Raw genomic sequence first — 25,289 nt, forward strand, 5'->3', positions numbered from 1 at the left:
ACCTCCGCCGCCGAGGCGCGGGCGAGCTACGTGGAAGCCACGCCGCTGAACGACCTTCGCGGCGCCTTCACGCTCGGCCTGCGGCACGACAGCGACGCCATCGCGGTGGCCAGCGCCGCCCGCGACGAAGATGACGAGGACCTCGGCTTCCCGGCCGGCGAGGAGTTCCCGGACGAAGCCCTGATCTGGGGCGGGAACTTCGAATACCGCCGCATGCTCAACGACAAGTACGACTACTTCATGGTGAGCGGCGGCCTGAGCGGCGTCGAGCAGTTCGACCTCGACGACATCGACCGCGTGAACCTGACGCTGCGCGCGGGACCGATCTTCCGGCTGCCGGACCAGGCGGCGGATGTCGGCTTCGGGCTCTACTACTACCACCACTGGCGGGGCGGCGAGGCGCTGCACGACAACCTCGGCGTCTGGGCCCAGTACCGCCGCGCCTTCGAGGGCTTCCAGTTGCGCGCCGCCGGCCTGGCCGCCAAGCGCGACGACGAGCGCGACGTATACGACGCGTGGCGCTACAGCTTCGACCTGAACCTGACCTCCAACCGCGACGACGGCTACGGCCCCTTCGCCAACCTGGAATACGACTGGCGCGGGGCGAAGGATCCGTCGCGGGAGTCGTGGGCGGCGGGCGTCAGCGGCGGCTATCGCTTCGGGCTCGGCATGATGGGCGATCGGCCGGTGTCCGGCGACGTTTCGGCCGGCTTTACCCACGTCGAGTACCAGGGCTCGCGCACCCTTTCGCCGGGCGTGACCGGGGCCCGCGAGGACGACCGGCTGCGGCTGGGCGTTGGGGCCGAGGTGGCGCTGGACGAGCAGACCACCGTCAGGGTCGGGCTGGAGCAGCTGAACAACGAGTCCAACCTGCCCTCGCAGGACCGGGAGAACACCGCCATCGGGGTTACGCTGCGGCGCACTTACTGAGCGCCTGCACCGTTTTGCAGCGCCGAACGTTTTAGGGGTGGGGGACGCATCGGGGTCCCGCATTGTCTAAGGAGTTTGGCATGGCCGACTGGGCGCAGTTTTCCCGGCGCAGTTTGATCTTCGCCGGGGCGAGTTCGTGGCTGGTCCCCGCCGTCGGCGCCTGCGCCTCAGCCCGCGCCGACCTTCGGCCGCCGTTCGCCGCCTTTCCGCCGGCCAAGCTGGTCAAGCTGGACCGGGCCGTGGACACCCCGGAGCCGGTGATCTCGCTGTCGGGCGACTCCCGCTACGTCCGCGACGACCCGGCCCGCGCCGACGTCGACCCCGACGCCGCCGAGGCCTACGAGCGCGCCGTCGCCCCGCTGCGCAGCTTCGAGCGGGAGGTCGTGCGGCACGCCAACCGCTATGTCCGCTCGCGCGGCCAGACCCCCGCCCACGCCGCCCGTGCGGGCGGCATGCTGTGGCGCTGGGCCAAGGCCGACGCCCTGGACGAGATGAAGTCCGACACCGCCCACTTCAACCGCTCGGCCTCGGTGGCGGCCATGTCGCTCGCCTGGATGCAGGTGCGCGAGGCGATCGATCCGGACGACGACGGCCGCCGGGACATCGAGAAGTGGTTCGACCGCCGCGGCGACGAAGTGCGCGACTTCTACGACGAGAAGGATCCGGAGCAGCGCTCGGCCCGCAACAACCACCGCTACTGGGCAGGCCTGGCCGCGGCCGGCGCCGGCGTGGCGGCCGGCTCCACGCGGCTGCTGGACTGGGGACTGGACAGCGGCGAGCTGGGCCTGAGGCAGGTGGACCGGGACGGCGCCCTGCCCCTCGAGCTCAGCCGCGGCAAGCGGGCGCTCTATTACCACGCCTACGCCCTGGGGCCGCTCACCATGCTGGCCGAGATCGGCGCCCGGAACGGCCGCTCTCTCTACGACGTGCACGGCGGGGCGCTGCATCGGCTGGTGCGGTTCACCCTTGCGGGCATCGAGAACCCGGAGCGGATAGCTCAGCGGGCAGGCGCCGAGCAGGAGCCGCTGGGCCGCAACGGCGGGCCTTTCGACGCCGGCGACGTCGCTTGGCTGGAAATCTACGACGCCCGCTACCGGGACCGGAACCCGTGGATGCGGCGGATGACGGAGCTGCGCCCGCTGACGCTCACCCGCCTGGGCGGGGACCTGACGCTGCTGTTTTCCGGGCAGAACACCCGGGCCTGAGCCCTCCTCGCCCAGTTTGGGTTGTTCGGCGAACGGGGTTAACCAAGAATCGGGGGCGTATCAAACGGATACGGGTCAAGCCAGTTTCGTGATCACGTTTTTGTGAACCGAACTAATGGCCAAGGCTGAGGTTCTGGGGCCCGGAGGACGGGCCTCCACTGAACTTCACCAAGACCCTCGGGAGGGTGTTTTTATGAAAAAGTATCTCATCGCCGCTTCGGCGATCGCCATGGGCCTCGCCATGTCGTCGGCCGCTCTGGCTGACGCTGACGTTGGCAACAACGACAACAACGACAACTCGAACGTTGGCAACTCGCTGTTTTCCGGCAACGACACCGACAATTCGAACCACGGCACCAACCAAAACAACAACAACGCTGGTCAGAACAACGGTTCCAACCAGAACAACGACAACAGCGACAACTCGGTTGACGTTGCGGTCGGCGACATCGCCTCGGGCAACTCGTCGGACGACGACCTGAACGGCTCGTTCAACTCGGATGACGACGTGGTGCTGGTCGGCAACGACGGCAACGGCGACAACCGCGACAACACCTCGGTGGGTCCGGTCGCGTCGGGCAACACCCTGACGAGCAACGACGGTGACGACGGCAACAACCGCGACAACGAAGCCAACTACAACGGCGACAACCGCGACAACGAGACCTTCAACCTGGAAGTTGACGTGGAAGTCGACATCGACAACTCCACCGACATCGACGACTCGGTTGTCTCCTCGCAGTCGCTGACCGCCACGGTCACCGGCGCGACCTTCGAAGACGCCGCTCTGCAACTGAGCGACGATCAGGGCGACCTGAACACCGGCGACATCACGCAAAACAGCGATGCTTTCCGTGGCTTCACCGGCATCGCGACCATCGCGATGGACACCTCGATCGGCTCCGCCAACCAAGCGGCCACCAGCGTGACCGCTGGTTCGGACATCCGCTTCGGCGACTAAGCCTAACAGCCAGGTCGGCGTGGGCGCACGCCGACCTGGCGCCTTTTTCTACGAAGTTCCTCTATCGGGGGGCGGTCAAGAGCCGCGTCACAGTGATGATCCGCAAGCTCTCTTACACTCTGCCGGCCCTTGCGCTTCTCGCGCTCGCCGGCCTTCCGGCGACCGCCGCCGCAGAACACGATCCCATCGCCGACACCCTGGCCAGCGCGGAAGTCGCCGCGGCCGAAGTGGGTGGCGACGCGGGAACGGTCACCCTCACCGACCTTGCTGAGATGAACGGCGAGGGGGCGGACGTCGACGTGGACGTCGACATCGACATCGACAACAGCACCACCGTCGAGAACGGCGCGCTGTCGATGTCCGAGCTGAACGCCACCAACAGCGACAACATCATCAACGGCGGCGTGATCGCCGGGGATGTCAACGTGAGCGGCGACGCCCTGCGCGGGTTCAACGGTGTCGGCAATTTCGTGATCAACACGGGCGCCCAAAGCAACCTGCAGGGCAGCATCAACATCACCATCAACTCTGGCAACTAGCCGAAGGATCGGATGGGATGCGCAACAGGACACTCCTTGGCGCCGCCGCGCTGATTGCGGCCGCCGCCGCAAGCTTCTCCACCTCGCCGGCCGCCGCTCAGGTGTCGCTGGTCGAGGGCGGCGACAGCTACTTCGTCAATGTGCGGTCTGTCGCGGAGATCCCCTTCCGCACCGTGGTTCGCCAGCAGTACGACTACAGCTGCGGCTCCGCCGCCCTGGCGACGCTGCTCGCCCACCACTACGGCGTGAACACCGACGAGGCGACGATCTTCCGCGCCATGTACGCCGCCGGCGACCAGGAGAAGATCCGCAAGGTCGGCTTCTCGCTGCTCGACATGAAGCAGTACTTGGAAGCCAAGGGTTTTCGGGCCGACGGCTACCGCCTCACCCGCGCGCAGATCGAGAAGCTGCGCACGCCCGCGATCACCGTCGTGAAGATCGGCAACTACAAGCACTTCGTGGTCATCAAGGGCATGCTTGGCGACAAGGTGCTCGTCGGTGACCCGGCGCTTGGCTTGAAGACCTACGAGTGGGCCGAGTTCGAGAAGATCTGGAACGGGGTCGCCTTCATGATCCGTGGCGTACCGCCGCCCAAGGTGGCGTTCAACCGTGCCGACGAATGGCGGCCTTGGGCCACCGCGCCGCTGGACGAGCGCCTGGGCGACAAGTCGCTGGCCGCCTTCGACCGCCAGCTTCGCCCCTACTACCAGATCGCCCCGGTGGCCGACCTGCAAGGCTTCCTGCAATGAGGGCCCCAATGCGCCAAGCCATGCTCATGGGGCTTCTCATGGCCGCCAGCGCCCTGACCACCCAGCCGGCGCTGGCCGAGACCATCCCCCAGGCCGAGGACCTCGAGGCCTTCGAAGCCGACCTGGTGCCGATGGACACGACCGAGCTCGCCGGCGAACGCGGCGGGCTGATGACCCCCTACGGCGAGATCAACTTCGGCGCGGTGCTTCGCACCATCATCGACGGTCAGATCGCCATGGAGACCCAGCTGACATGGACGCCACAGGGGCCGGTCCAGTCAGTGATCTCCAATATCGGCAACACCATCCAGAACGCCACCAACATCGGCGGGAACACTCCGATCGATCTCGGCGCCGCCAACACCGCCGTCCAAATGGCCGGTCAGCAGGCGTTGCAGAGTCTTCCGGGCATGCAGCCGGTCGCGGAGAATGTCGGCGCCGGCATCGACAAGGCCGTCCAGGACACGAAACCCACCACTGAGAGCGGCGCAACCCTTGTCGGCCTCTCCGGCCAGTTCGTGCCCCCGAACAATCCGAGCCTGGACACCGTCTTCGACGCCCTCGCCGACGCCAAGGCCATCCCCTCTCCCCTGCCGCAAAACTCCCCGTCGTCCGGCCCCCTGAATCTCGCCGGTTCGACCGGCGGCGCGCTGGACCTGGCCGACAATCCTACGGCGCAGTTGCAGGCTGCCACGAACGCGACGCCCACGGACCTAGACGATCCGATCGGCGCGCTTGTCGTCGCGGCGACGACGCAGGGCCAGAGCCCGCAGCAGGTCGCAGACGCCGCGGCCCAGCTTGGTATCGACCTAGGAACCCTGACAGGGGGCAACGCTATGGTCGTGGCGGGCGAGACCGGCGGCGCCACCGCCATCATCCAGAACATCTCGGACGGCTCGTTCACCAACATGGTGTTCAACACCGCGAGCAATCAGAACATCCGTCTGGAGACGGACATCCAGATCGTGATGCCGCAGCTGGAACAATTCCAGCAGCAGATCCTCAACGATCAGCTGCAGATGAACCTGCACGACGCGATCGGTACGGCGCTGGTGAACGCCGGCCTCGGATCGACCGGCCGTCTGCTAACGGCCACACCCGAAAGCAAGAACGCCCGCCGAACCTGGCGGGCGTTCGCTTTTTCGCGCGATCAGCGCGTCAGCTAGAACCGGTACGGTATACGCAGCACCCAGCGCATGTCCGGCGCGTCCTTGGTCACGCCGAACTCGAAGTTGTTGCTAAGGGTGATCCGCGGCGTCAGGCGGAACGACCAACCCATCAGCATCGAGCCCACGTGGATTTCGTTCGAGCGCGCGTCAATCCCGGACGGCTCACCATCCTGCGGGACGATCGGTCCGATGTGGGTCACCGTGGGGAAGATGTAGCTGTGGCTGTAGCCGAAGGAGATCGAGAACCTGGGGTTCAGCGACATGCCGTAGCCCATGTTCATGCCGATGGCGTCGCCCGGATCGACCTCGCCCACCCGGGCGCCGCCGATGATCTTGTTCACGTCTTCGGCCCGATTGTAGACGTAGGTCAGGCCGCCGAAAATGACGCCGGGATCGGTGGGGTAGAGCATGGTGACGCCGGCCTCGGCGCCCCAGAACCCGGAGCCGGTCGCCAGCTCTTGGGCCACGCCGGCCTCGTTGTACCTCAGATCGAAGGGCCCCTCCCCGGTCGGGGCCTTCAGGCGGCCGTTGGCGACGAAGATCGGCAGGCCGCCCGAGCCACTGTTGAGCTGGTACCGCGCGCCGAGCTCCAGGTCGCCCCAGCCTTCGCCGTTCAGGCGGCGCACCCGCGTCAAGGTGTTGTCGCGCTGCTGAACCGTGGTGATCAGGTCCTCGCGCCACACCCAGCCGCCGCGCATTTCCAGCTCGAGGCGGTTGGTCACGCCATACCGGACGCCGAGGTTGTGCGCGATGGTGTCGCGGTCGGCCTCATTGGCCTCGATCAGCCCGAAGTTGATGCCCGGGACGATCTCGATGCCGCGGAACACCAGGCGGTTGGCGCTCGAGCGCACGTATTCGATGGACGGGTCGACCACGAACCGGCCGCGCGGCGTCAGCACGCCCGCGCGTTCGGGCAGGGCGGCCACGTCCTGCTCCTGGATCTCCGGGGCGGGCGGGGCCTCGCCCACCGGGCCCGTCGGCAGCGGCCGGTCGCCGGACTGCTGGGCCACCTGGAACTGTGAGTTGGTGTTGGCGGGCGCCTCGGTCTGGCCGGCCCGAACCTCGTCGAGCTCGCCCAGCAGGATGTCCTTGGCCTGCTGCAGGCCCTGCAGCGCGATGCGCTGTTCGGAGATCAGCCGCTCGTTCTCGGCGAGCCGCTTTTCCTGCTCGGCCAGGCGCGCCTCGATAGTTTGCAGCCGCGCGGCGACCTCGGGATCGACTTCTGCGTTTGCGACGCCTGCAAACGAGACGGCGAGGATCGCGATCGCGCTCGCGCCAGCCAACCGCGCCGCACGGCCGCGGCTCCAAGAAGCTACAGTCAACATATAGGTCCCCCGCTGCAGGACGCCCCCTGCCCGGCTCTGTTGTGGGACCTTAGCTTTAAAACGTGTCGGTGTGGTTAAGCGTAGACAACGCGAGGTAGCGGAATCTTCTCAGGTGTGACTTGCGGGCCAACATCGCGGTCGACCAGCTTGGCCAGCCGCTCGCGGGCCCGGTTCACCCGGCTCTTGAGGGTGCCGACCGCGCAGCCGCAGACCTCCGCCGCCTCGTCGTAGGAGAGCCCGGAGGCGACGACCAGCAGCAGCGCCTCCTTGGCGTCCGGCGTCAGCCGGTCCATGGCGCTGAGCAGCTCGCCGTACTGAAGCCGCCACTCCTGCTCGGGGCTGCAGGCGAGTTTCGCCGCCAGCTTGCCCTCCACGTCCTGCACCGTGTTCCGGCGCTTGGCCGCGGAGGTGTAGAAGGTGTTGCGGACGATCTTGAACAGCCAGGCCTTGAGGTTCGTGCCCATTTCGAAGGCGTTCCTGGAGCGCCAGGCGCGCATCAGCGCGTCTTGCACCAGGTCGTCAGCGTCCGAGCTGCACCCCGTCAAGCTCATCGCATACCCCCGAAGAGGCGGAATAAGCGCAATCACTTGATCCTTGAACGGATCCGACATCTGCCCACCATCCCGGCGACACGGACCCCTTTGTCTCGTGACGCCATCCTGACTCCACCGCCCCCAAAAGGCGGGAGGAACGGGTCGCTCCCATCCCCTGCCGAGCAGAGGAGGCAGCCCGAGCGACCGCTGTTAGTTGATAAACCTTTAACACGACAGTTTCAACAAATGGCGGGCGCGCCTCGATGTTTTCTACTGGGAGGTGAAAACCCCAGAATCTTTTCCCCACTGTAGGAGCACCTCAATCGCCGCCGAGCCGCCATCTTCCCGCCATGCCTGACCTGACCTGCGGGTCAGCGCGGAGGCCCCGCTGCTTGCGGGGGACCCCGATGGGCGTTGCGGCGTTTCCCGAGACGACAGTCGATCATCGAGGACCACACGTCATGCCGCATCTCCGCTTCGCTCCCTGGCTCGCTTCCGTCGCCGTCGCCGGATCCCTCGCCGCCTGCGGCCAGGGGGATTCCGGGCCACCGGAGTCGGCGGAAGGCGCCGCGGGCGTCGTGGCTTCGGGGAATGCGGCCGCCTCGCAGGATCCGGCCGCCACCGGCGCGCTCAGCGGCGGCCCGAGCGGCCAGACCCCCGCTTTCGGCGAGGCCGGGGGCGCGCCCTCCGTCGTCACCTCGCCGGGCGACGGAGCGCCGCCCTCCGTCGGCTCCGAGAACTCGCCGAGCGGCGGCGAGAGCAGGGGCGCAGACGCCGACAGCCAGGTGATTCCGAAGTAGGGATCAGCCGACCCGGCTAGCCACAACCTCGTCCTGCGGCTCGATCACAGCCTGCAGCGCCTGGAACAGCCTGGCCGCGTCGATCGGCTTGGACACGTGCCCGTCCATGCCGACAGCGAGATACTGGCTGACCTGATGGCTCATGGCGTTGGCGGTCAGCGCCAGGATAGGCGTGCGGGGCCGCCCGGTGGCCGCCTCGCGCTCGCGGATCCGGCGCGCAGCCGTGGGGCCGTCCATCACCGGCATCTGGATGTCCATCAAGATCGCGTCCCAGTCGCCGGCCTCCCAGGCTTCAAGCGCGGCTTGGCCGTCCTCGACCACCACCGGCTCGACCCCGATCTGGTGGAGAAGAGTTTTCAGAACCAGCTGGTTGACGCTGTTGTCCTCCGCCGCCAGCACCCGCAGCGACAGGGCCGGCTCGGCGGGGACCGCCTCCGGGCTGGGCAGCGGCGATCGCTGGCGCTCCTCTCCGACCCGCGGCATCGGCAGGCGCACGATGAACCGGCTCCCCTGCCCTGGCTGGCTCTCCACCTCGATGGAGCCGCCCATCAGCCGGGCGAGCTGCTGGCAGATGGCCAGGCCCAAGCCCGTGCCGCCGAACCGCCGCGTCGTGGAGACGTCCACCTGGGCGAACTTTTCGAACAGCCGCGAGAGGGCCTCCGGCGGGATGCCCACGCCGGTGTCGGCCACCACCAGCTCCAGCGCCCCGTCGCGCCGGGCGGCGGTGACGCGGATCTCCCCGCGCTCCGTGAACTTCAGGGCGTTGGAGATGAGGTTGTAGAGGATCTGCCGAAGGCGGGTGGGATCGCCCAGGTAGACGCCGCGGGCCTGATCGACGTCGAGGCAGAAGGACAGGCCCTTCTTGTTCGCCAGGGCGGTGAAGGCCGAGTGGGCGCCGCGGGCGACCTCCCCCAGATCGAACTCGATCACCTCGATCTCGAGCTTGCCCGCCTCGATCTTGGAGAGGTCGAGGATGTCGTTGAGCACCGCCAGCAGCGCCTCGCCCGACTGGTGGATCACCCTCAGCCGGTCGCGCTGCAGCTCCGAGAGCTCGTCGGAAGCCATCGCCTGGGCCATGCCCAGGACACCGTTCAGAGGCGTGCGGATCTCGTGGCTCATGATCGCCAGGAAGGTGCTCTTGGCGTCGTTGGCGGCCTCGGCGGCGACTTCACCCTCGAGCGCCCGGCTGCGCGCCTGCCTCAGCGCCGTGCGCGAGCCGTCCAGCATCCGCCGCGACAGATGGAAGAAGTTCACCGACCCCACAACGATCGCGAGCAGCGTCACCACGGCTTGGGCGCTCAGTTGGAGCCCCGCCGTCGTCACGGCGATGAGGACGGCCGCCAGCGCGTGAGGGGACATCAGCCACCTGAACGCGCGCTTGTCCGCGTAATAGTGAAGGAGGACGTAGGCGGCGCCGATGAACAGGGAGCTGAGCGCATAGATCCTGGCCAGATCGTCGCCCCAGGTCCAAAGGACATAAGCCATCGCGGCCGGGAAGGCGCCGCTCACCACGTTGATCGCAAGCTGAAGGTCGGTCAGCCGCGACGCCCGCGCCGGATCCCTCTCCCGCTGGATCACGCCCATCAGCCAGATGGCGGCGAAGGTTGGGATCCACACGGCGACGAAGTAGACGCCAGCCCAGGCCGGCCCGGCGACGAACGCGGTGACCGCTGCGGTCGCCAGATTGTTGAGCAGCCGCGGAATGAGGTTGCGCGCCGAGGCGGCGAACAGTCGCGTGGCGCTGTCGTCGCCGGGCTTGCCGGCCTCGGTCGGCGGCGCCTTTGCGGCGGCTTTCGCCATCGATCCCCCCAGAGTTGTCGGGGAGGAGTTTGGCTTACCGGGGTTAACGTTCGCGAAAAAAATGTCCGCTCGAGGAGCGTTGATTCAGGGTTGTCCTGGAGCCGCCCGCCAAACCGGCTCGGGTTGCGCAAAAAGGCCTTCGAAAAGCGGCCGCACATAAAGACCCGCGGCGGACTGAGGAACCGCGCCCGGCGCCCAGATGGGAAGCTCAGCCACCGAATTGATCATGGCGATGATCATCTGCGCGCCGATCCCGGCGTCCACGGGACGGACCGATCCGTCCGCCACACCGTCGCTGATCAGGTCCGCGAAGCGGTCGCAGAGGCGCTCGAAGCGTCCGGCCAGCTCGGTCCGGACTGCGTCCGGCGCGGAGGCCAGCGCCGAGGCGTTCAACAGCGGCGCCTGGCCGGACAGCTGATGGGCCGCTAGCGCGCAGGCGGCCGACGCGAGCCGATCTAGGGCGCTGTCGCAGCGCTCCTCCGCCGAGCGCAGCGCCGTGCGGATGACCTGCAGCGTCTGCTCGAAGCAGGCGACCAGCAGATCGTCCTTGGTTTCGTTGTGGTGGTAGAAGGCGCCCTTGGTCACCTTCAGTCGCGCCGAGATCTTCTCGACCGAGGCGCCCAGGTAGCCCTGCTCGTTGATCAGCTCTGCGGCCGCCCGAAGGAAGTCCGCCCGGCAGACGCCGCTGGTGGGGCTCGCCGGCTCCTGAGAGAGCGGCGGCAAGGGGGTCGGCGCCCACGCCCGGCCTGAGGCGGCGAGGCCGCGGACGGCGATGTCGCACATCCGGGCGGCCGCGCGCGGATAGGCCTCCGGCTCCGAGCGGCGCAGCCAGCGCTCCGACCGGCAGGCCTGCGATATCAGCAGGTGGGCCCGCGCGTTGCGCTCGAGCCGGGACAGGCCCGCCGTCTCGGGACCGTCGAGCAGCCCACGCGCCTTGCGGAACATGTCCGTGTAGGCGTCGCTGACCCGCGATGAGCCCAGCTGGCCCAGGTCGCCGAAGTCCACCAGCGGTTCGGCCTCGCCCAGCGCCTGCGCCCGCTTCAGATCGACGAAGCCGCACAGCAGCGCGCCGATGCGTCCGGCCGCGTCCGAGGCCTCGGCGGCGGTCTCCAGCAGCGCATTCACCCGGCCGATGCCGCGCAGGTAGCAGGCCGCAGCCAGTTCCTCCTTGTTGCGGAAATAGTAGATGACGCCCGTCGGGACCAGGTCGAGGCTGGCGGCGACCTCGGCCAGCGTCATGCCGCGCAGGCCGCATCGGTTGATCGCGGCGATGGCGGACAGGAGGATCGCCTGTTTGCGCGCCTGGAAGCGTCCGCCCATTCGCGGAGCCGCGGCGGCCTCGCTTTCACTCACGCTGGTCTCCCTGTGGTTGCCGGCGCAACGTAGATGCGATTTGCGCGCGCCTTACAATGCTTCCCGTCAAACACCGTTCTGAAATCCAAAAGCCGCCAACAGTAGCTATGGCAAAGTTTCGCCGCGGTTCGTAATTCGAGTATGTTGCGGTGGGGATTCTGCTGGAGGGAAGGGCCGATGCGGAGCGCGCTTGCGCTGGCGATGCTCGCGGTGCTGGCCGGCTGTTCCAGCCCGCCGCCGTACAAGCTCGACATGCCGATGAAGGAGATCATGGGCCACGTGGTCGATCCGGCGGCCGACATGATCTGGACCGCATCCGGCTACGAGATCACCGAGGCGGGAGAGCGGGAGCTGTTTCCGACCACCGAGGCAGGCTGGCTGGCGGTGGAGAACGGGGCGACCATCGTCGCCGAGAGCGCCAACCTGCTGATGCTGCCCGGCCGCGCGGTGGACGATGGCGAATGGATGACGCTCGCTGGCCGCATGGCCGACAAGGCGATGGTCGCCAAAGCCGCCGCCCAGGCCAAGGATAAGGACAAGCTCTTCGCCGCCGGCGGCGCGCTCTACGAGAGCTGCGTCGCCTGCCACGACAAGTACATACCAAAGTAAGGGCGAGGCGTCAGCGCGCCGCCGATTTGGGGGGACCGATCCAAATGTCGCTTCATCAGTTCGTGGTCTGGCTCGACCAGCACCCGTTGAGCAACGCGCTACATGAGTCGCTCTACATGTACGCCATCATCGAGACGAGCCACGTGGTCGGCATCATGCTGTTCGTGGGCACTATCGCGATGGTCGACCTGCGGGTGCTGGGCGTCTCGTTCCGAGAGATGGCGGTGTCGCAGATGCTGGCGCGCATCCTGCCTTGGACGGTGGCCGGCTTCGTCTTCATGATCGCGACGGGCCTGCTGCTGTTCTTCGCGATTCCGGACCGCACCTTCCACAGCGTCTGGTTCCGCATCAAGCTGGTGCTGCTGATCGTCGGGGCGATCAACATCTGGATCTTCCACAAGCGCGTTCAGCGCGACATCCACAAGTGGGACACGGGCGTAAAGCCGCCGCTGAACGCGCGGGTGGTTGCGACCCTCTCGCTGACCGTCTGGTTCAGCATCATCGTGATGGGCCGCTTCATCGCCTACAACTGGTACGACTGCGACCGGCCGCAATCGGACTTCGTGAAGGCCTTCGCCGGCTGCACCGCGGAGACCTTCTGAGCCATGGACCTCTATCCCCTGTTCGAACAGCTGGAAGCGACCGCGGTAGGCACGGCGGTGCGCGAGTCCCTCTGGCTCTTCCCGGTCGTCGAGGCGGTGCACCTGCTCGCCCTGGCGCTATTGGGCGGGGCGATCTTCGTGCTGGACCTCAGCATCCTGGGGCTCGGCCTACGGGCCCCGTCGGTGGCGGTGGTCGAGAAGAGCACCCGCCCGTGGCTCTACCTGGCGCTGGGCGTACTGATCGCCACCGGCGTGACCCTCGGCCTCTCCGAGGCTCTGAAGCTGCTCGACCGCAGCGCCTTCTGGCTGAAGATGGCCACGCTGGCCGCGGCGCTAGTCTTCACCTTCGCCATCAAGATCCCGGCCGTGCAGCGCCGCCCTGATGCGGCGGTGCTGAAGCTGCTCGCGATAATCTCCATCGGCCTGTGGCTGACGGTGGCCATCGCCGGGCGCTGGATCGGCTTCTCGTAGGCCCCGCCGTCGCCGAGCGCGGATACAAGAAAAGCCCTCCCCGCGGTTGCTGGGAGGGCTTCTTAGTTTCAGGAGCGGCGGCCGAAGCCGCAGCCGGATCAGCGTGGGCGTTCGGTCGGGTCCGAGCCGTCGCGCGGCGCGCCGGTGCCGGACGAGCCCATGAACACCTTCCGCCCGTCGGGGAACGTCACGTCCCGGCCGTTGGCCTTGCAGGCCGGCTGGCAGTAGCGGTCCTTGGACTGGTAGCCGCGCACGACGATCTCGGTGCCCGGTTTCAGCGTGTTGCGGGTGAGGCCCTGCCGCAGCAGGGTATTGGGCGTCCCGCCCTCCACCATCCAGTTGCTGGTCTTGCCGTCCTTGCCGACGACGGCCATGTGAACCCAGGCATGGGGGTTCACCCACTCGACCTTCGTCACTTTGCCCTGCAGCAGGACCGGCGCCTTGGCGTCGAACTCCGCGGCGAAGGCGTGGTGGGCGTAGGCCTGCTGGGCCAGCGCGCCGGCGCCCAGGAGGGCGGCTCCGGCGAGCGCGGTCAGTACGCGGCGATCGATCATCTCACTCCTCCTTGGGCCGCCGCCGTCCCCAGGCGGCGGCCAACGTCGTCACTCGAACATACAGTGTGAAGTCAGCCGCACGCATCAGGGCAGCGGCTCCTTTCGCAGGTGGCCGTACATCAGCTCCTCGACGAACTCGACGCACTTGAACTGCTGCAGGCGCGCATCCTCCCCGACCCGGCGGTAGAGGTTCATGCTCATCTTCCAGGGCCGGGTGAAGGTCTCCGGATCATCGATGGTCGCCTCGTAGCGCATGACGTTCGGCCCGGTCGGCGTGTAGCGCTCCGTGACCGTCATCGTCGCCGAGTGGTGGTTGCCGGCCCGGTCGAACCAGGTGGAATCCAGCTGTCCGGTGACCGTGACGACGAGGGTGTCCCCCTCCCACTTCGCCACCGACTGGCCCATCCAGGAGTCCACCGGCGGCGGGCCAGGATCCTGGAACAAGATGTTCCGCACCGCGCCCGCATACTCGTAGGCGAACAGCATCGACTTGTCGGAATGGAAGATCTGGAACGGCAGGTGCATGTAGTTGGCGCGGGGCACGCCCGGTAGGTAGCACTTGATCTCCGGATCGCGCTCCAGCCACTTGTCGCGGTTCTCGTTCCGCTTGGCGAGCGCCTCGGGCTTGTAGGGAATGACGCCCCCCTCGACCACCCCGAGACCCGCAGGCACGGCGCCGACGGCGCCCAGCGCCAGCACTTCCTTGGCCGGCACAGGCCCGAACGGTCCGGGGCGGAACGCCAGCGCGGCCCGCGCCGCGTGGGGCTCGATGTCGTAATTGGCGTGGTTCATCACCTGCCATACACCGTTCAGGTCCGGCTTGCCGCCCGGGCCGCGGGGCGCCTTGTAGGGCGTTTCGGCGCCGCGGCGCGCGCCCTGGGCCACGGCCTCGGACACCGCCGAGCCGCCCACCAGTCCCGCAAGCGCCAGCGCGAGAACAATCCTCTTCATTTCCCCTCCCCTTGTGCTCGCCGGCCCGCCCGTCATACCGGACCTTCGAGCGGTTTCCCTAGGCTAGTGCAGCCTTTTCCCAAGCGCCACTGCCGACTTGTTGCGCCAGTGAAACCACGACCGGAGCCCTTGGCGGCGTTTCGCGCGTTTTATGAACGGAGCTGGCTGCGCGAGCGGGATACGATGGATGCGATGACGGACTACGCGCTCTACGTGTTCGGGGCGGATGGAGATTTCGAGGGGTTGGTCGAGCTCGACTGCCTCTCCGATGGCGAGGCGATGCGGATCGCCTTCGGCGCAGAGAGCCCGTTCGGGCACGAGCTGTGGCGCGGGGACAGCTTCCTCGGCTGGTTCGGCGCCGGCGCGCGCAGCCTCAGCGAGGATTAGGCCGCGTCGGCGGGACGCAAGGCGCGGAAGGCGTCCGGCGCGAGCTCGATGTGAACGTGGCGATCCATCTCGAAGGTCTCGCCGTCGAGAAGTGCGGGAATGAGCTCGTCGGACTCGACGTCCGCAGTGCGGACCTTCGCCCGCTCGACCGTCGGGTCCTCGCGCCAGTCGCGGAAGGTCGCGTTCCAGGCCAGGCGCAGGGCGTCGCCGGCGCCTTCCACCTTGAAGGCGGCCGCCTCGAGCACCTCTTCGTCGTTAGACAGGCTCCGTGAGGTCAGGGGACACAGCACCGCCACGCTCTCGGCCACGTCCTGACGATTGCCGAACCGGTAGCGCAGGTCAGTCGTCAGCGCTTGCCTGAGCGCCGCCACCCCCTTTTCGACCGCGCCCGCAAGGTCGTGCTCGCGCATCGCCTCGCGCGCCTCGGCCATCTTGGACGGGCCGCCCAGGATCGCGGCGATGAAGAAGCGGTGGCCGTTGGCGTCGGCGCCGTGCACCGGCTGCACCTGCGGATCGGCCAACGTCGCCTTCAGCGCCTCGCGCCAGTTGAAGTCTCCGTAGAGCGCCTTGGGCAGCATGTTCATGGTCCCGCCCGGCAGCGGCATCAGCAGCGGTCCCGATGAACCGCAGGCCTCGGCCGCCGCGCGGATCGTCCCGTCGCCGCCCAGGACGATCAGCAGGTCGAGCTCGTGCGACTTGGAGTCGGCCACCGCCTGATCGACGTCGGCGCCACCGCCGCACCAGACCCGGACGGGCGAAAGCCCTTCGGACTCGAGAATGGCCTTGACGTCCTCCTCCGCTTTCAGATCGCAGCTTCCGCTTGAGGTGTTGAGCAAGGCGCCGATGCGCAGCGCCCGCAGGTCGAGCCGCGCGCCCTCGCCCCTCTGTATTGCGCTCGCCGCCATTCACCGCCTCCTGTCGGTGAAGGCTGAAGTCGCGGCGCGAAACTTCGTTCCAGAAGCACGCCAGCGCCGCGGTTGCGCCTGCCGGACAAGGGGCGGATACTGCCAGGGCCAACAGAAAACATACCGAAAATTCGAACAGAGGCCGCCCCAGACGGCCGAGGGAGGACGACCATGGCGTGGGATTTCGAGACCGATCCCGAGTTCCAGAAGAAGCTCGACTGGATCGAAGACTTCATGCGCGAGGAGGTCGAGCCCCTGTCCGAGCTCGGCCGCGCGATCATGGGCCAGCACGGCCGCGAGATGTTCATCAAACCGCTGCAGGAGAAGGTGAAGGCGCAGGGCCTATGGGCCTGCCACCTGGGCCCCGAGCTCGGCGGCCAGGGATACGGCCAACTCAAGCTCGGCCTGATGAACGAGAAGCTCGGCCGAAACCGCCTCGCCCCATCGGTCTTCGGCTGCCAGGCCCCCGACACCGGCAACGCCGAGATCATCGCCCACTACGGGACCGAGGAGCAGAAGGAGAAGTGGCTGAAGCCGCTCCTGAACGGAGACATCCGCTCGGCCTTCTCGATGTCCGAGCCGACCGGCGGCTCCGACCCCCTCACCTTCAAGACCCGCGCCCACCTGGAGGGCGACGAGTGGGTGATCAACGGGGAGAAGTGGTTCACCTCGGGCGCCTACGGCTCGACCATCCTGATCGTCTACGCGGTCACCGATCCCGACGCATCCGATCCCTACAGGCGCACATCCATCTTCATCGTGCCCACTGACACGCCAGGGGTGGAGATCGTCCGCGGCGTGCACACCGGGTCAGGCCAGGCTGAGGGCCCCGGCGGCCACGGCTACATGCGCTACACCAATGTGCGGGTCCCCGACTCCGCCCAGCTGGGCGAGCGGGGCGGCGCCTTCGTGATCGCCCAGACCCGGCTGGGCGGCGGGCGCGTACACCACGCCATGCGCACCGTCGGCGCCTGCCAGCGCGCGCTGGACCTGATGTGCAAGCGCGCGGTCTCCCGCACCACCCGCGACGGCAAGCTCGCCGACCTGCAGATGGTTCAGGCCGACATCGCCGACAGCTGGATCCAGCTGGAAATGTTCCGGCTGCTGGTCTTGCGCACCGCCTGGCTCATCGACAAGCACAAGGACTACAATCTGGTCCGTAAGGACATCGCCGCCATCAAGGTGGCGATGCCCAAGGTCTACCACGACATCGCCACCAAGGCCGCGCACCTGCACGGGGCGCTGGGCGTCTCCAACGAGATGCCGTTCATGGGGATGGTGACCTCGGCCATGGTCATGGGCATCGCCGACGGGCCCACCGAGGTGCACAAGGTCACGGTCGCCAAGCAGGTGCTGAAGGACTACCGGCCCGACAACGACCTCTTCCCCAGCTACCACATCCCGCGCCTGCGGGAGGAAGCGCGCGAGCGGTTCAGGGACAAGCTCGATGAGCTGAAGAGCGCCTATCAGGCCCGCGGCAGCGAACGCGCGCCGGAAACGGCCTAGGCTTGTCCGCGCCACGGGATGGGCCATGCTCCTCCCGTGGCGCGAATCCCCCTGATCCTCGATTGCGACCCGGGCGTGGACGACGGCGTCGCCCTGCTGATGGCCTTCGCCGCGCGCGAGGAGATTGAGCTGCTGGCGGTCACCACCGTCGGCGGCAACGTCGGCCTGGCGCTCACCAGCCGAAACGCCCGCCTGATCCGCCAGGTCGCCGGCCGCGACGACGTCCCCGTCTACGCCGGCCGCGACAAGGCGATGCTCGTCGCCGGCGTGACCGGCGCGCGCGACTTCCACGGCGAGACGGGTCTCGGCCATCTCGAGGTCTTCGAGCCCTCCGCGCCGCTGACCGAGGGTCATGCCGCAAACGCCATCGTCGAGATGGTGATGGCCCGCCGCGAGAAAACCGTGACGGTCGCGGTCCTCGGCCCGATGACCAACCTTGCGCTCGCCCTGCTGCTCGAGCCTCGCCTCGCCGGCCGGCTGAAGCAGGTGGTCGCCATGGGCGGCGCCCGCCGCGAGGGCGGCAACATCACCGCCTCGGCCGAATTCAACATCTGGGCGGATCCGCACGCGGCCCAGGTCGTCGTCGCCTCGGGATGTCCACTGGTGCTGATGGGCCTCGATGCGACCTTCCAGGTCCGCACCACCGCCGAGCGGCTGGCCGCCATCCGCGCGATCGGAACGCCTAAGGCCCTCGCCGCGACCGAACTGCTGAGCTTCACCCGCAGCGTCTATGAGCGCCTGGCAGGCGATGCAGACTCGCCCCTGCACGATCCCACCACCATCGCCTGGCTGCTGCGGCCGGACCTATTCGAGACCCGCTTCTGCCGTCTGGAGATCGAGACGGGCTCCGAACTCACCCGCGGCCACACCGCCGTCGAGTTCCGCCTCGGCGACGGCCCCGCTCCGCACGTGCAGTGGACAACCAGGGTCGACGCCGAGGGCTTCCACGCCCTGCTGCGCGAGCTGCTCGCCCGCCCATGACAGGCCTGAAGATCACTATCGTCGGCTCCATCAACCTCGATTTCGTGGCGCAGGCGCCGAAGCTGCCGACCCCCGGAGAGACGGTCACCGGAGCGCAGCTGGCCCGTCATCCCGGCGGCAAGGGCGCCAACCAGGCGCTCGCCGCCCGCCGGCTGGGCGCTGAGGTCGCCCTCGTGGGCCGTGTCGGCGAGGACGCCATGGCCTCTGAGGCGCTGGCTCTGCTTCGCGCCGAGGGTGTCGACCTCTCGGCCTGCGCCACCGATTCGCACGCGCCCACCGGCGTCGCCCTGATCGCCGTCTCGCCGGACGGCGAGAACCAAATCGTGGTCGCCTCCGGCGCCAACGCCGCCTTCACGCCGCACCTGCTGCCAAGCCGCATCGAGGACGCACTGGTCTGCCAACTCGAACTGCCGATCGAAACGGTCGCCGCCGCGGTGCAGCGAGCCGCCGGCTTCGTCTGCCTCAACCTGGCGCCGGCCGCCGACGTGCCGGAGCCCCTGCTCCGACGCGCCGACCTCGTCGTCGTCAACGAGACGGAAGCTGCGTTCTACGGGGAGAGTTTGGCGCGGGCCGCTGGTTTGGTGGCTGTCACCTACGGGCGAAGGGGCGCGGAGCTGCGAAGGACCGGGGACAAGATCGCCGAGGCGCACCCGCCGCAGGTCGAAGCCGTCGACTCCACGGGGGCCGGCGACGCCTTCGTCGCCGCCCTCACCCTCGCCTTGCTTGAAGGGCGCACTCCTGAGGCCGCGCTGGCCTTCGCCTGCGCCGCTGGCGCGCTGGCCGCAACCCGCCCGGGCGCCCAGCCGTCCCTGCCCCGCCGCGACGAGGTGGAGGCTTGCCTGGCCGGCCGCTCCGCGCCTTGATCGGCGCATGTCCGACCGCGTCCCCGAACTGAAACTGAGCGACTACCTGGCGGGGCCGCATGGCGCCCGGCAGGACTTCTCCGACGCGCTGTTCGCCGGCCTGCAGGACTACGGCTTCGTGGTGCTGAAGGACCACGCCGTCGCGCCCGATCTGCTCGAACGAGCCTACCGCATGGCCGAGGCCCTGTTCGCCCGTCCCGAGGCAGAGAAGCTGCTCTACGCCCAGGGCCTGCGCGGCTACACCCCCTTCGGCGTCGAGCACGCCAAGGACAGCCGCCATCCCGACCTCAAGGAGTTCTGGCAGATCGGCCACGAACCGACGCCCGACGCCGAAGAACCCTTCCCGACCAACGTCTGGCCGGACGAGCCCGCCGGCTTCAAGCCGACCTTCCAGGCCCTGTTCCAGGCGCTCGACGAAACCGGCCGCGCCGCCCTGGACGCGCTGACCCCGGGCCTCGGCCTGCCGCATGGGTGGTTCGAGGACAAGGTCCGTCACGGCACGTCCATCCTGCGCGTGCTGCACTACCCGCCCGTCGCGCCGGAGACAGAGCCCGGCGCCGTCCGCTCGGCCGCCCACGAGGACATCAACTTCCTCACCATCATGGTCCCGGCTCGGGGCGCGGGGCTGGAGATCCTTCGCCGGGACGGGCGCTGGCTGCCGATCGAGACCGATATCGGCGGCCTGATCATCAACTCCGGCGACATGCTCGCCCGCCTGACCAACGAGGTGATCCCCTCGACTACCCACCGCGTAGTCAATCCGTCCGGCCCGAACGTCTCGCGCTACTCGATGCCGTTCTTCCTGCACCCGGCCTCGTCCGTGCGGCTCGATGGCCTTCCCTCCTGCCAGGTCGCGGGCGCGAAGTTCCCGCCGATCACGGCCGGCGAGTTCCTCCAGGAGCGGCTGAGGGAGATCGGGCTGGCGTCCTAGTTCGACCCGCGGATCGTAGGCTTGCCCAGCAGCTGGTCGGCGATGATCCTCTGCTGGATCTCGCTCGTCCCCTCGAAGATTTTGGTCAGACGCGCATCGCGCCAGTAGCGCTCCGCCGCGTGCAGCGTCGTGTAGCCGGCCCCGCCGAAGATCTGCATCGCCTCCGACGTCACCCGCTCGGCCATTTCGGAGGCGAACAGCTTGACCATCGAGGTCTCGACCCGCACCGGCCGGCCGGCGTCGATCTGCTGGCAACAATGGTGCATCAGCTGCCGCGCCGCCTCGAGCTCCGTGGCCATGCTGGCGATCTTGAAGCGGATCGCCTGGAAGTCGCTGATCGGCTGGCCGAACTGCACCCGCTCCCTGGCGTAAGCCATGGCGTCTTCCAGCGCCCCGCGCGCCAGGCCGATCGAGCGCGCCGCCGTATGCGCTCGGGCGAGCTCCAGCGCGAACGCCGCCCCCTCCGCCGCCTTGGTCTCGTCGGCGAGAGTTCCGCCCGGCACGCGGACCGGAGCGCGCGTGCCCTCGAACCGCAGCTCCCAGGTTCGCCAGCCGAAATAGCCGATCTTCGGGATCGGGGCGCCCGTACAGCCCTGGGGTAGTTCCCCCCTCGGCTTCTCCACCGAGATGCTGACCGTGCGCGCCTTGGCCCCTGCCGCCGCCTCCGGATCATCGAGCCTGCAGAGCACGCTGATGTAATCCGCCCCATCCGCGAAAGTGCACCAGTACTTGTTGCCGGTGATCACCCATTCGTCGCCCTCGCGGCGCGCCCGGCAGGTGACGCCCGAAAGGTCTGAGCCCACCCCCGGCTCCGAGAGCGCCACCGCCCCGAGATACTGGCCCTTGGCCATCAGCTCGACTTTGCGCCGCCGCTCCTCGCCTGTTCCCGGGACCGAGGTGTAGAAGCTGTTTCCCCGTGCGATGATGCTGGCGACGCTCATCCAGGCGCGCGACAGCTCCTCGGCCACCAGGCAGTACTCGAACGCGCCGAGGCCTAGGCCCCCGAGCGCCTCCGGGATTAGGATCCCGAAGAAGCCCAACTCGCCCATCTTCTCGATCAGCTCGCGCGGGATGTCGCCCTTCTCCGGGTCCAGCCGGTTGGCGACCGGCAGCACCTCGTTCATCGCGAACTCGCGCGCCAGGTCGCGGATCATCAGGCGCTCGGGCGTGAGATACCCCGTCGCCATCGGCTACATCCCGATCAGGTCGGCGCGGCGCACCGTGTTCTCGATGATGCGGATGGACGCCGCGTCCACCATCGTTCCCTCGACGTTGACCGAGCCGACGCCCTGAGCCAGCGCCGCCTCGTAGGCCGTTTTCAGCTTGCGCGCTTGGGCGACCTCCTCCCGGGTCGGGGAGAAGATCTCCAGCGCCGGCGCGATTTGGGCCGGGTGGATCGCCCACTTGCCGGCCATGCCCAGCATCACCGCCTTCTCCGCCTCGGCCCGATAGCCGGCGTCGTCCCTGAAGTTCGCATATGGCCCGTCCACCGGGTCGAGCCCCGCCGCCCGCGCCGCCATCGCGACCCGGAACCGGGGATAGTGGAACACGTCGCCCGGATAGCCTTCGCCGCTGCCGATCTCGCGCAGCTTCATCTGCTGGCTGGCCGAATAGTCGCCCATGCCGAAGATCAGGCACTCCAGCCTGAAGCTCGCCACCGCGATCTCCTCGACCCGCTGCAGCCCCTGGGCCTCCTCGATCAGCACCTCGATGCCGATCCGCCCCGGCTCCAGCCCGAGCCTCGCCTCCAGCTGGCTGAGCAGCAGGTCAAGGAAGCGAACGTCGCCGGCGCTGTTGGCCTTGGTCAGCATCAAGGTGTCGAGATGCCGCCCAGCCCCCTCCACCACCTCGATCACATCGCCGTGGCACCAGGGCGTCGTGACGTCGTTGATCCGCACGCAGCGGGTCTTGCGCCCCCAGTCCAGCCCCGTCAGCGCCTGCACGATGGTCTTGCGCGCCCCCTCCTTGGCCGAGGGCGCTACTGCGTCCTCCAGATCCAGGAACACGTGGTCGGCTTCGGACGCGGCCGCCTTGGCGATCATCTTCTCCGAGACGCCGGGCACGGAGAGCTGCGAGCGGCGCAGCCGCATGGGGCGGGCCATGGATCCTCCTTCACCGCGATGGCGAGCGAAGGCCCTCGCCCGGCCGCACCTGCGAGTGCTAACCGGGCCAGCGCGCCTGGGCAACGGCGACGGTCCCTGTTGCTACCTGGGCCCTGACGCGCTTCTGTGCGCCAACTTAACGCTGATAACGGGAGATGCCGGTGGCCATCGAGAATTCAGGCAAGGGTCTGCAGCTGCGTTCGCTGATCAAATCGAGCGGAGAGCTGGAATTGTCGTTGGTCGAGGTCGACGTCCCCGAACCCGGCGCCGACGAGGTGGTGATCCGGGTCGAGGCCTCGCCGATCAACCCCTCGGACCTGGGCCTCCTGCTCGGCCCGGCCGACCTGAGCACGGCGCGCTCCGCGGGCGCCAAGGACCGGCCGGTGGTCACCGCCGAAGTCCCCGAGCGGTTCATGCGCGCCGTCGCCGCGCGGGTCGATCAGTCGATGCCGGTCGGCAACGAGGGCGCGGGCGTGGTGGTCAGGGCCGGCGCCGACGCCCAGCACCTCATGGGCAAGACCGTCGCCGCCCTCGGCGGGTCCATGTACGCCCAGTACCGCCTGGCCAAGGTGGCCGAATGCCTGGTGCTGCCCGAGGGGACGACGCCGGCCGAAGGCGCCTCGGCGTTCGTCAATCCGCTCACCGCGCTGGCCATGGTTGAGACCATGCGGATGGAGGGCCACGAGGCGCTGGTCCACACCGCCGCCGCCTCCAACCTCGGCCAGATGCTCAACAAGATCTGCCTCAATGAGGGCGTTGACCTGGTGAACATCGTCCGCCGGCCCGAGCAGGCGGAGCTGCTGCGGGGCCTCGGGGCGAAGCACATCGTCGATCAGAGCTCGCCGACCTTCATGAGCGACCTCGTCGAGGCGGTCGCCGAGACCGGCGCCACCCTCGCCTTCGACGCCATCGGCGGCGGGCGGCTGGCGGGCCAGATCCTCACGGCCATGGAGCAGGCGGCCAACCGCAACGCTGCAAGCTACAGCCGCTACGGCTCCAACACCTATAAGCAGGTCTACATCTACGGCGGCCTCGACACCGGCCCCACCGAGCTCAACCGAGCCTTCGGGTTCGCCTGGGGTCTGGGCGGCTTCTTGCTCACGCCCTTCCTGGTGAAGATCGGGCCTAAGCGGGCGCAAGAGCTTCGCCAGAAGGTCGCCGACGAGATCAAGACCACCTTCGCCAGCCACTACACGGCCGAGATCTCCCTCGCTGAGGCGCTGCAGCTCGACACCATGGCCGCCTACAACAAGAAGACCACCGGCGAGAAATACCTGATCAATCCGAACAAGGGCCTCAGCTGACCCTGGCGGCGGGGACAGGGCGGCGCTATCTGGCGGAACAACCTCTGCCATAGGAGCGCGCCTTGTCCCTGTCCCTCTACGACGCCTCGATCCCCGGCTACGCGCGCATGCTGCGCAACCTCTCGGCGATATTCGCCAAGGCCGAGGCCCACGCGGCCGCCAACGGGGTCGACCTGCAGACCTATGTCGATGCGCGTCTCGCGCCCGACATGGCCTCGCTCGTCGGCCAGGTTCAGCTCGCTACTGACGCGGCCAAGGGCGGGGCCGCCCGCCTCGCGGGCGTGACCCCGCCCAGCTTCCCCGATACCGAAACCGCCTGGGCCGAGCTGAAGGCGCGGATCGAGAAGACCATCGCCTTCCTCGAGACCATCAAGCGCGAGCAGGTCGACGGCGGCGAGGATCGCACGGTCGAGCTGCCCCTCCCGGGACGCACCCTGACCTTCACCGCTCGCGACTTCCTGTTCCAGTTCTCGCTGCCGAACTTCCACTTCCACGTGGTCACCGCCTACGCTCTGCTGCGCGCCCAAGGCGTGCCGCTCGGCAAGGTCGACTACCTCGCCGGCGGCCAAGCCTTCTGAGCTGGCGCGCCAGCACCTTGGGATCGAACTGGAGTGGGCCCAGCCGGTCCCGGTTCTCGCAGGCGGCTCCGCCCGCCAGCCTGCGAGCAACGCCGGCCAACACCGCCTCTCGCCCCAGCTGTTCTGCAAGCTGGTCCGCATCCGCACGGCGGTCTCGCCCCCCGAGAGGCGCTCTGGGTTCTCCAGTCAGGGCCCGAGCTCGCGCTCGACCTCGTCCAGCACCGAGGTCCAGTCGCCCGCCGACGGCTGGCGGAACAGTCTGGCAGAGGGGTACCAGGGCGTCGCCGCCCCGCTGCGCATCCAGCGCCAGTCGCACGGCTGGGCGAGCAGCACCCAGCACCGTTTGCCCAGGGCGCCCGCCAGGTTGGCGATCGACGTGTCCACGGTGATCACCAGATCCAGACCGGCGATGATCTCGGCTGTCTCCATGAAATCATTGGCGCCGGTGTCCTCCGGCAACAGGCTGCGGCCGAGCCGGCTCAACCGCTCCGCCGCCTCTGGGGAAAGGGAACGGGCCGCGTTCCCCGGATACCGCGGATCGCCCCGCCAGCAGACGCCGATCCCGTCGCCGGGCGCCGGCTCAGCTTTCAGATAGGGCTCTGCGGGAACGCTTGCGGCCGATGCGCCGCAGCGGAACGGCAGCGACCCCAGCATCACGAAGGCCTCGTGCCTCGGGACCTGCAGCTGCCCCTCCTGCGCAAGCATGCGCGCGGGAAGCTGGTCGAACAGCCGGATCAGCGGCGGGGGGCACAACAGGGTCACCTCGACGCCGCGGCGCGCCAGCTCGCCGATCCACCTGGCGTGCAGGATCTGGTCACCGAACCCCTGCTCCGGCCAGACCAACAGGCTCCCCACCCGCTCACCACCCCACTCGGGGAAGCTCAGCGCCGGCTTCTCCACCCGCCGCTCGGGCCGGGTGAATCGCCCCTCGTAGAGCGCGAACCCCTCCTCCAGCCGCCCATCGGCCAGCAGCAGCAACCCCAGATTGTCCCGCGCCCGCCAGTAGTAGGGCGCCAGGACCCGATAGACCTTCTCGGCGTCGGCGAGCCGCCCTTCCCGGTGCGCCTGCACAGCGGCGTTGAAGGCTTCCTGAGCGCTCAGAACAGGCATGGATCCACCCGCGATTCCTGGGGCCGGCCCCCTCTCGGCCCGGCGAACATCCAGGCAAGCCGCGCGCTTGT

General features: G+C 68.4%; 27 protein-coding genes. 17 read left to right on the top strand and 10 right to left on the bottom strand.

The window, feature by feature from the left end:
• The 6 genes from VHK87_RS05290 to VHK87_RS05315 all read left to right on the top strand — a co-directional run.
• Positions 1–930, top strand: a 930-nt coding sequence (locus VHK87_RS05290) for a hypothetical protein (protein WP_329633851.1), incomplete at its 5' end; no start/stop codon positions are given.
• Positions 931–1,010: 80 nt separating this feature from the next.
• Entirely contained in the window at positions 1,011–2,135 is a 1,125-nt protein-coding gene (locus VHK87_RS05295) for an alginate lyase family protein (protein ID WP_329633852.1), read from the top strand.
• A gap of 193 nt (positions 2,136–2,328) precedes the next feature.
• Entirely contained in the window at positions 2,329–3,096 is a 768-nt protein-coding gene (locus tag VHK87_RS05300) for a hypothetical protein (protein ID WP_329633853.1), read from the top strand.
• A gap of 95 nt (positions 3,097–3,191) precedes the next feature.
• Positions 3,192–3,635 carry a hypothetical protein gene (locus tag VHK87_RS05305; protein ID WP_329633854.1) on the top strand — a complete coding sequence of 148 codons (444 nt, stop codon included), beginning with the start codon at positions 3,192–3,194 and terminating at the stop codon, positions 3,633–3,635.
• Positions 3,636–3,652: 17 nt separating this feature from the next.
• Positions 3,653–4,384: a C39 family peptidase gene (locus VHK87_RS05310; protein ID WP_329633855.1), complete on the top strand. Its 732-nt coding sequence runs from the start codon at positions 3,653–3,655 to the stop codon at positions 4,382–4,384.
• 8 nt (positions 4,385–4,392) lie between these two features.
• Complete coding sequence (locus VHK87_RS05315) at positions 4,393–5,550, top strand: hypothetical protein (RefSeq protein WP_329633856.1); 1,158 nt, start codon at positions 4,393–4,395, stop codon at positions 5,548–5,550.
• On the opposite strand, the gene VHK87_RS05320 is transcribed toward VHK87_RS05315, so the two are convergent.
• Together VHK87_RS05320 and VHK87_RS05325 are read right to left on the bottom strand one after the other, a co-directional pair.
• Entirely contained in the window at positions 5,547–6,836 is a 1,290-nt protein-coding gene (locus VHK87_RS05320) for a transporter (protein WP_329633857.1), read from the bottom strand. The genes VHK87_RS05315 and VHK87_RS05320 overlap by 4 nt on opposite strands.
• A 116-nt stretch (positions 6,837–6,952) precedes the next feature.
• Positions 6,953–7,489, bottom strand: coding sequence for a sigma-70 family RNA polymerase sigma factor (locus VHK87_RS05325; protein ID WP_329633858.1), 537 nt, complete (start codon positions 7,487–7,489; stop codon positions 6,953–6,955).
• Positions 7,490–7,872: 383 nt separating this feature from the next.
• On the opposite strand from VHK87_RS05325, the gene VHK87_RS05330 reads away from it, so the two are divergent.
• Positions 7,873–8,211, top strand: a complete 339-nt coding sequence (locus tag VHK87_RS05330; RefSeq protein WP_329633859.1) for a hypothetical protein — start codon at positions 7,873–7,875, stop codon at positions 8,209–8,211.
• Between the two features lie 3 nt (positions 8,212–8,214).
• On the opposite strand, the gene VHK87_RS05335 is transcribed toward VHK87_RS05330, so the two are convergent.
• Both VHK87_RS05335 and VHK87_RS05340 read right to left on the bottom strand, forming a co-directional pair.
• Positions 8,215–10,011 carry an ATP-binding protein gene (locus VHK87_RS05335; protein WP_329633860.1) on the bottom strand — a complete coding sequence of 599 codons (1,797 nt, stop codon included), beginning with the start codon at positions 10,009–10,011 and terminating at the stop codon, positions 8,215–8,217.
• Between the two features lie 84 nt (positions 10,012–10,095).
• Complete coding sequence (locus VHK87_RS05340; protein ID WP_329633861.1) at positions 10,096–11,364, bottom strand: TetR/AcrR family transcriptional regulator; 1,269 nt, start codon at positions 11,362–11,364, stop codon at positions 10,096–10,098.
• A gap of 177 nt (positions 11,365–11,541) precedes the next feature.
• Between VHK87_RS05340 and VHK87_RS05345 the strand changes: the two genes are divergently transcribed.
• From VHK87_RS05345 to VHK87_RS05355, 3 genes are read left to right on the top strand one after another with little or no spacing between them, the layout of a single operon-like run.
• Positions 11,542–11,973, top strand: a complete 432-nt coding sequence (locus tag VHK87_RS05345) for a hypothetical protein (RefSeq protein ID WP_329633862.1) — start codon at positions 11,542–11,544, stop codon at positions 11,971–11,973.
• 44 nt (positions 11,974–12,017) lie between these two features.
• A complete protein-coding gene (locus VHK87_RS05350; protein WP_329633863.1) occupies positions 12,018–12,575 on the top strand; it encodes a DUF6644 family protein in 558 nt (185 codons plus the stop codon).
• A 3-nt stretch (positions 12,576–12,578) separates the two neighbouring features.
• Positions 12,579–13,046 carry a DUF6644 family protein gene (locus VHK87_RS05355; protein WP_329633864.1) on the top strand — a complete coding sequence of 156 codons (468 nt, stop codon included), beginning with the start codon at positions 12,579–12,581 and terminating at the stop codon, positions 13,044–13,046.
• A gap of 98 nt (positions 13,047–13,144) precedes the next feature.
• On the opposite strand, the gene VHK87_RS05360 is transcribed toward VHK87_RS05355, so the two are convergent.
• Positions 13,145–13,600 carry a DUF6152 family protein gene (locus VHK87_RS05360; protein WP_329633865.1) on the bottom strand — a complete coding sequence of 152 codons (456 nt, stop codon included), beginning with the start codon at positions 13,598–13,600 and terminating at the stop codon, positions 13,145–13,147.
• A gap of 84 nt (positions 13,601–13,684) precedes the next feature.
• Complete coding sequence (locus tag VHK87_RS05365; protein ID WP_329633866.1) at positions 13,685–14,551, bottom strand: hypothetical protein; 867 nt, start codon at positions 14,549–14,551, stop codon at positions 13,685–13,687.
• Between the two features lie 192 nt (positions 14,552–14,743).
• On the opposite strand from VHK87_RS05365, the gene VHK87_RS05370 reads away from it, so the two are divergent.
• Positions 14,744–14,938, top strand: a complete 195-nt coding sequence (locus tag VHK87_RS05370; RefSeq protein WP_329633867.1) for a hypothetical protein — start codon at positions 14,744–14,746, stop codon at positions 14,936–14,938.
• Here VHK87_RS05370 and VHK87_RS05375 read toward each other — a convergent pair.
• Positions 14,935–15,843: a diacylglycerol/lipid kinase family protein gene (locus VHK87_RS05375; RefSeq protein ID WP_329633868.1), complete on the bottom strand. Its 909-nt coding sequence runs from the start codon at positions 15,841–15,843 to the stop codon at positions 14,935–14,937. The two genes, VHK87_RS05370 and VHK87_RS05375, sit on opposite strands and share 4 nt — an antisense overlap.
• A gap of 171 nt (positions 15,844–16,014) precedes the next feature.
• Between VHK87_RS05375 and VHK87_RS05380 the strand changes: the two genes are divergently transcribed.
• Genes VHK87_RS05380 through VHK87_RS05395 form a run of 4 tightly spaced genes read left to right on the top strand, consistent with a single transcriptional unit; the run spans position 16,015 to position 20,124 of the window.
• On the top strand, positions 16,015–17,349 hold the full coding sequence (locus VHK87_RS05380) for an acyl-CoA dehydrogenase family protein (RefSeq protein ID WP_329633869.1): 1,335 nt from the start codon (positions 16,015–16,017) through the stop codon (positions 17,347–17,349).
• Between the two features lie 36 nt (positions 17,350–17,385).
• A complete protein-coding gene (locus VHK87_RS05385) occupies positions 17,386–18,330 on the top strand; it encodes a nucleoside hydrolase (RefSeq protein WP_329633870.1) in 945 nt (314 codons plus the stop codon).
• Positions 18,327–19,193 (top strand): ribokinase, encoded by an 867-nt coding sequence (locus VHK87_RS05390; RefSeq protein ID WP_329633871.1) that lies wholly within the window; start codon positions 18,327–18,329, stop codon positions 19,191–19,193. Before VHK87_RS05385 ends, VHK87_RS05390 begins: the two co-directional genes overlap by 4 nt.
• A 7-nt stretch (positions 19,194–19,200) precedes the next feature.
• A complete protein-coding gene (locus VHK87_RS05395) occupies positions 19,201–20,124 on the top strand; it encodes an isopenicillin N synthase family dioxygenase (protein ID WP_329633872.1) in 924 nt (307 codons plus the stop codon).
• Here the strand turns inward: VHK87_RS05395 and VHK87_RS05400 are convergent.
• Positions 20,121–21,311 (bottom strand): acyl-CoA dehydrogenase family protein, encoded by a 1,191-nt coding sequence (locus tag VHK87_RS05400; protein ID WP_329633873.1) that lies wholly within the window; start codon positions 21,309–21,311, stop codon positions 20,121–20,123. The genes VHK87_RS05395 and VHK87_RS05400 overlap by 4 nt on opposite strands.
• A gap of 3 nt (positions 21,312–21,314) precedes the next feature.
• Complete coding sequence (locus VHK87_RS05405) at positions 21,315–22,226, bottom strand: CoA ester lyase (protein WP_329633874.1); 912 nt, start codon at positions 22,224–22,226, stop codon at positions 21,315–21,317.
• A 161-nt stretch (positions 22,227–22,387) separates the two neighbouring features.
• Here VHK87_RS05405 and VHK87_RS05410 point away from each other — a divergent pair, with 161 nt between their 5' ends.
• Together VHK87_RS05410 and VHK87_RS05415 are read left to right on the top strand one after the other, a co-directional pair.
• Positions 22,388–23,530 (top strand): zinc-binding dehydrogenase, encoded by a 1,143-nt coding sequence (locus tag VHK87_RS05410; RefSeq protein ID WP_329633875.1) that lies wholly within the window; start codon positions 22,388–22,390, stop codon positions 23,528–23,530.
• Positions 23,531–23,592: 62 nt separating this feature from the next.
• Complete coding sequence (locus VHK87_RS05415; RefSeq protein ID WP_329633876.1) at positions 23,593–24,108, top strand: DUF1993 domain-containing protein; 516 nt, start codon at positions 23,593–23,595, stop codon at positions 24,106–24,108.
• 186 nt (positions 24,109–24,294) lie between these two features.
• Here VHK87_RS05415 and VHK87_RS05420 read toward each other — a convergent pair whose 3' ends face one another.
• Positions 24,295–25,218 carry a hypothetical protein gene (locus VHK87_RS05420; protein ID WP_329633877.1) on the bottom strand — a complete coding sequence of 308 codons (924 nt, stop codon included), beginning with the start codon at positions 25,216–25,218 and terminating at the stop codon, positions 24,295–24,297.
• Positions 25,219–25,289 lie beyond the last annotated feature (71 nt).

This window comes from Phenylobacterium sp., assembly GCF_036263695.1.
Lineage (GTDB): Bacteria > Pseudomonadota > Alphaproteobacteria > Caulobacterales > Caulobacteraceae > Phenylobacterium.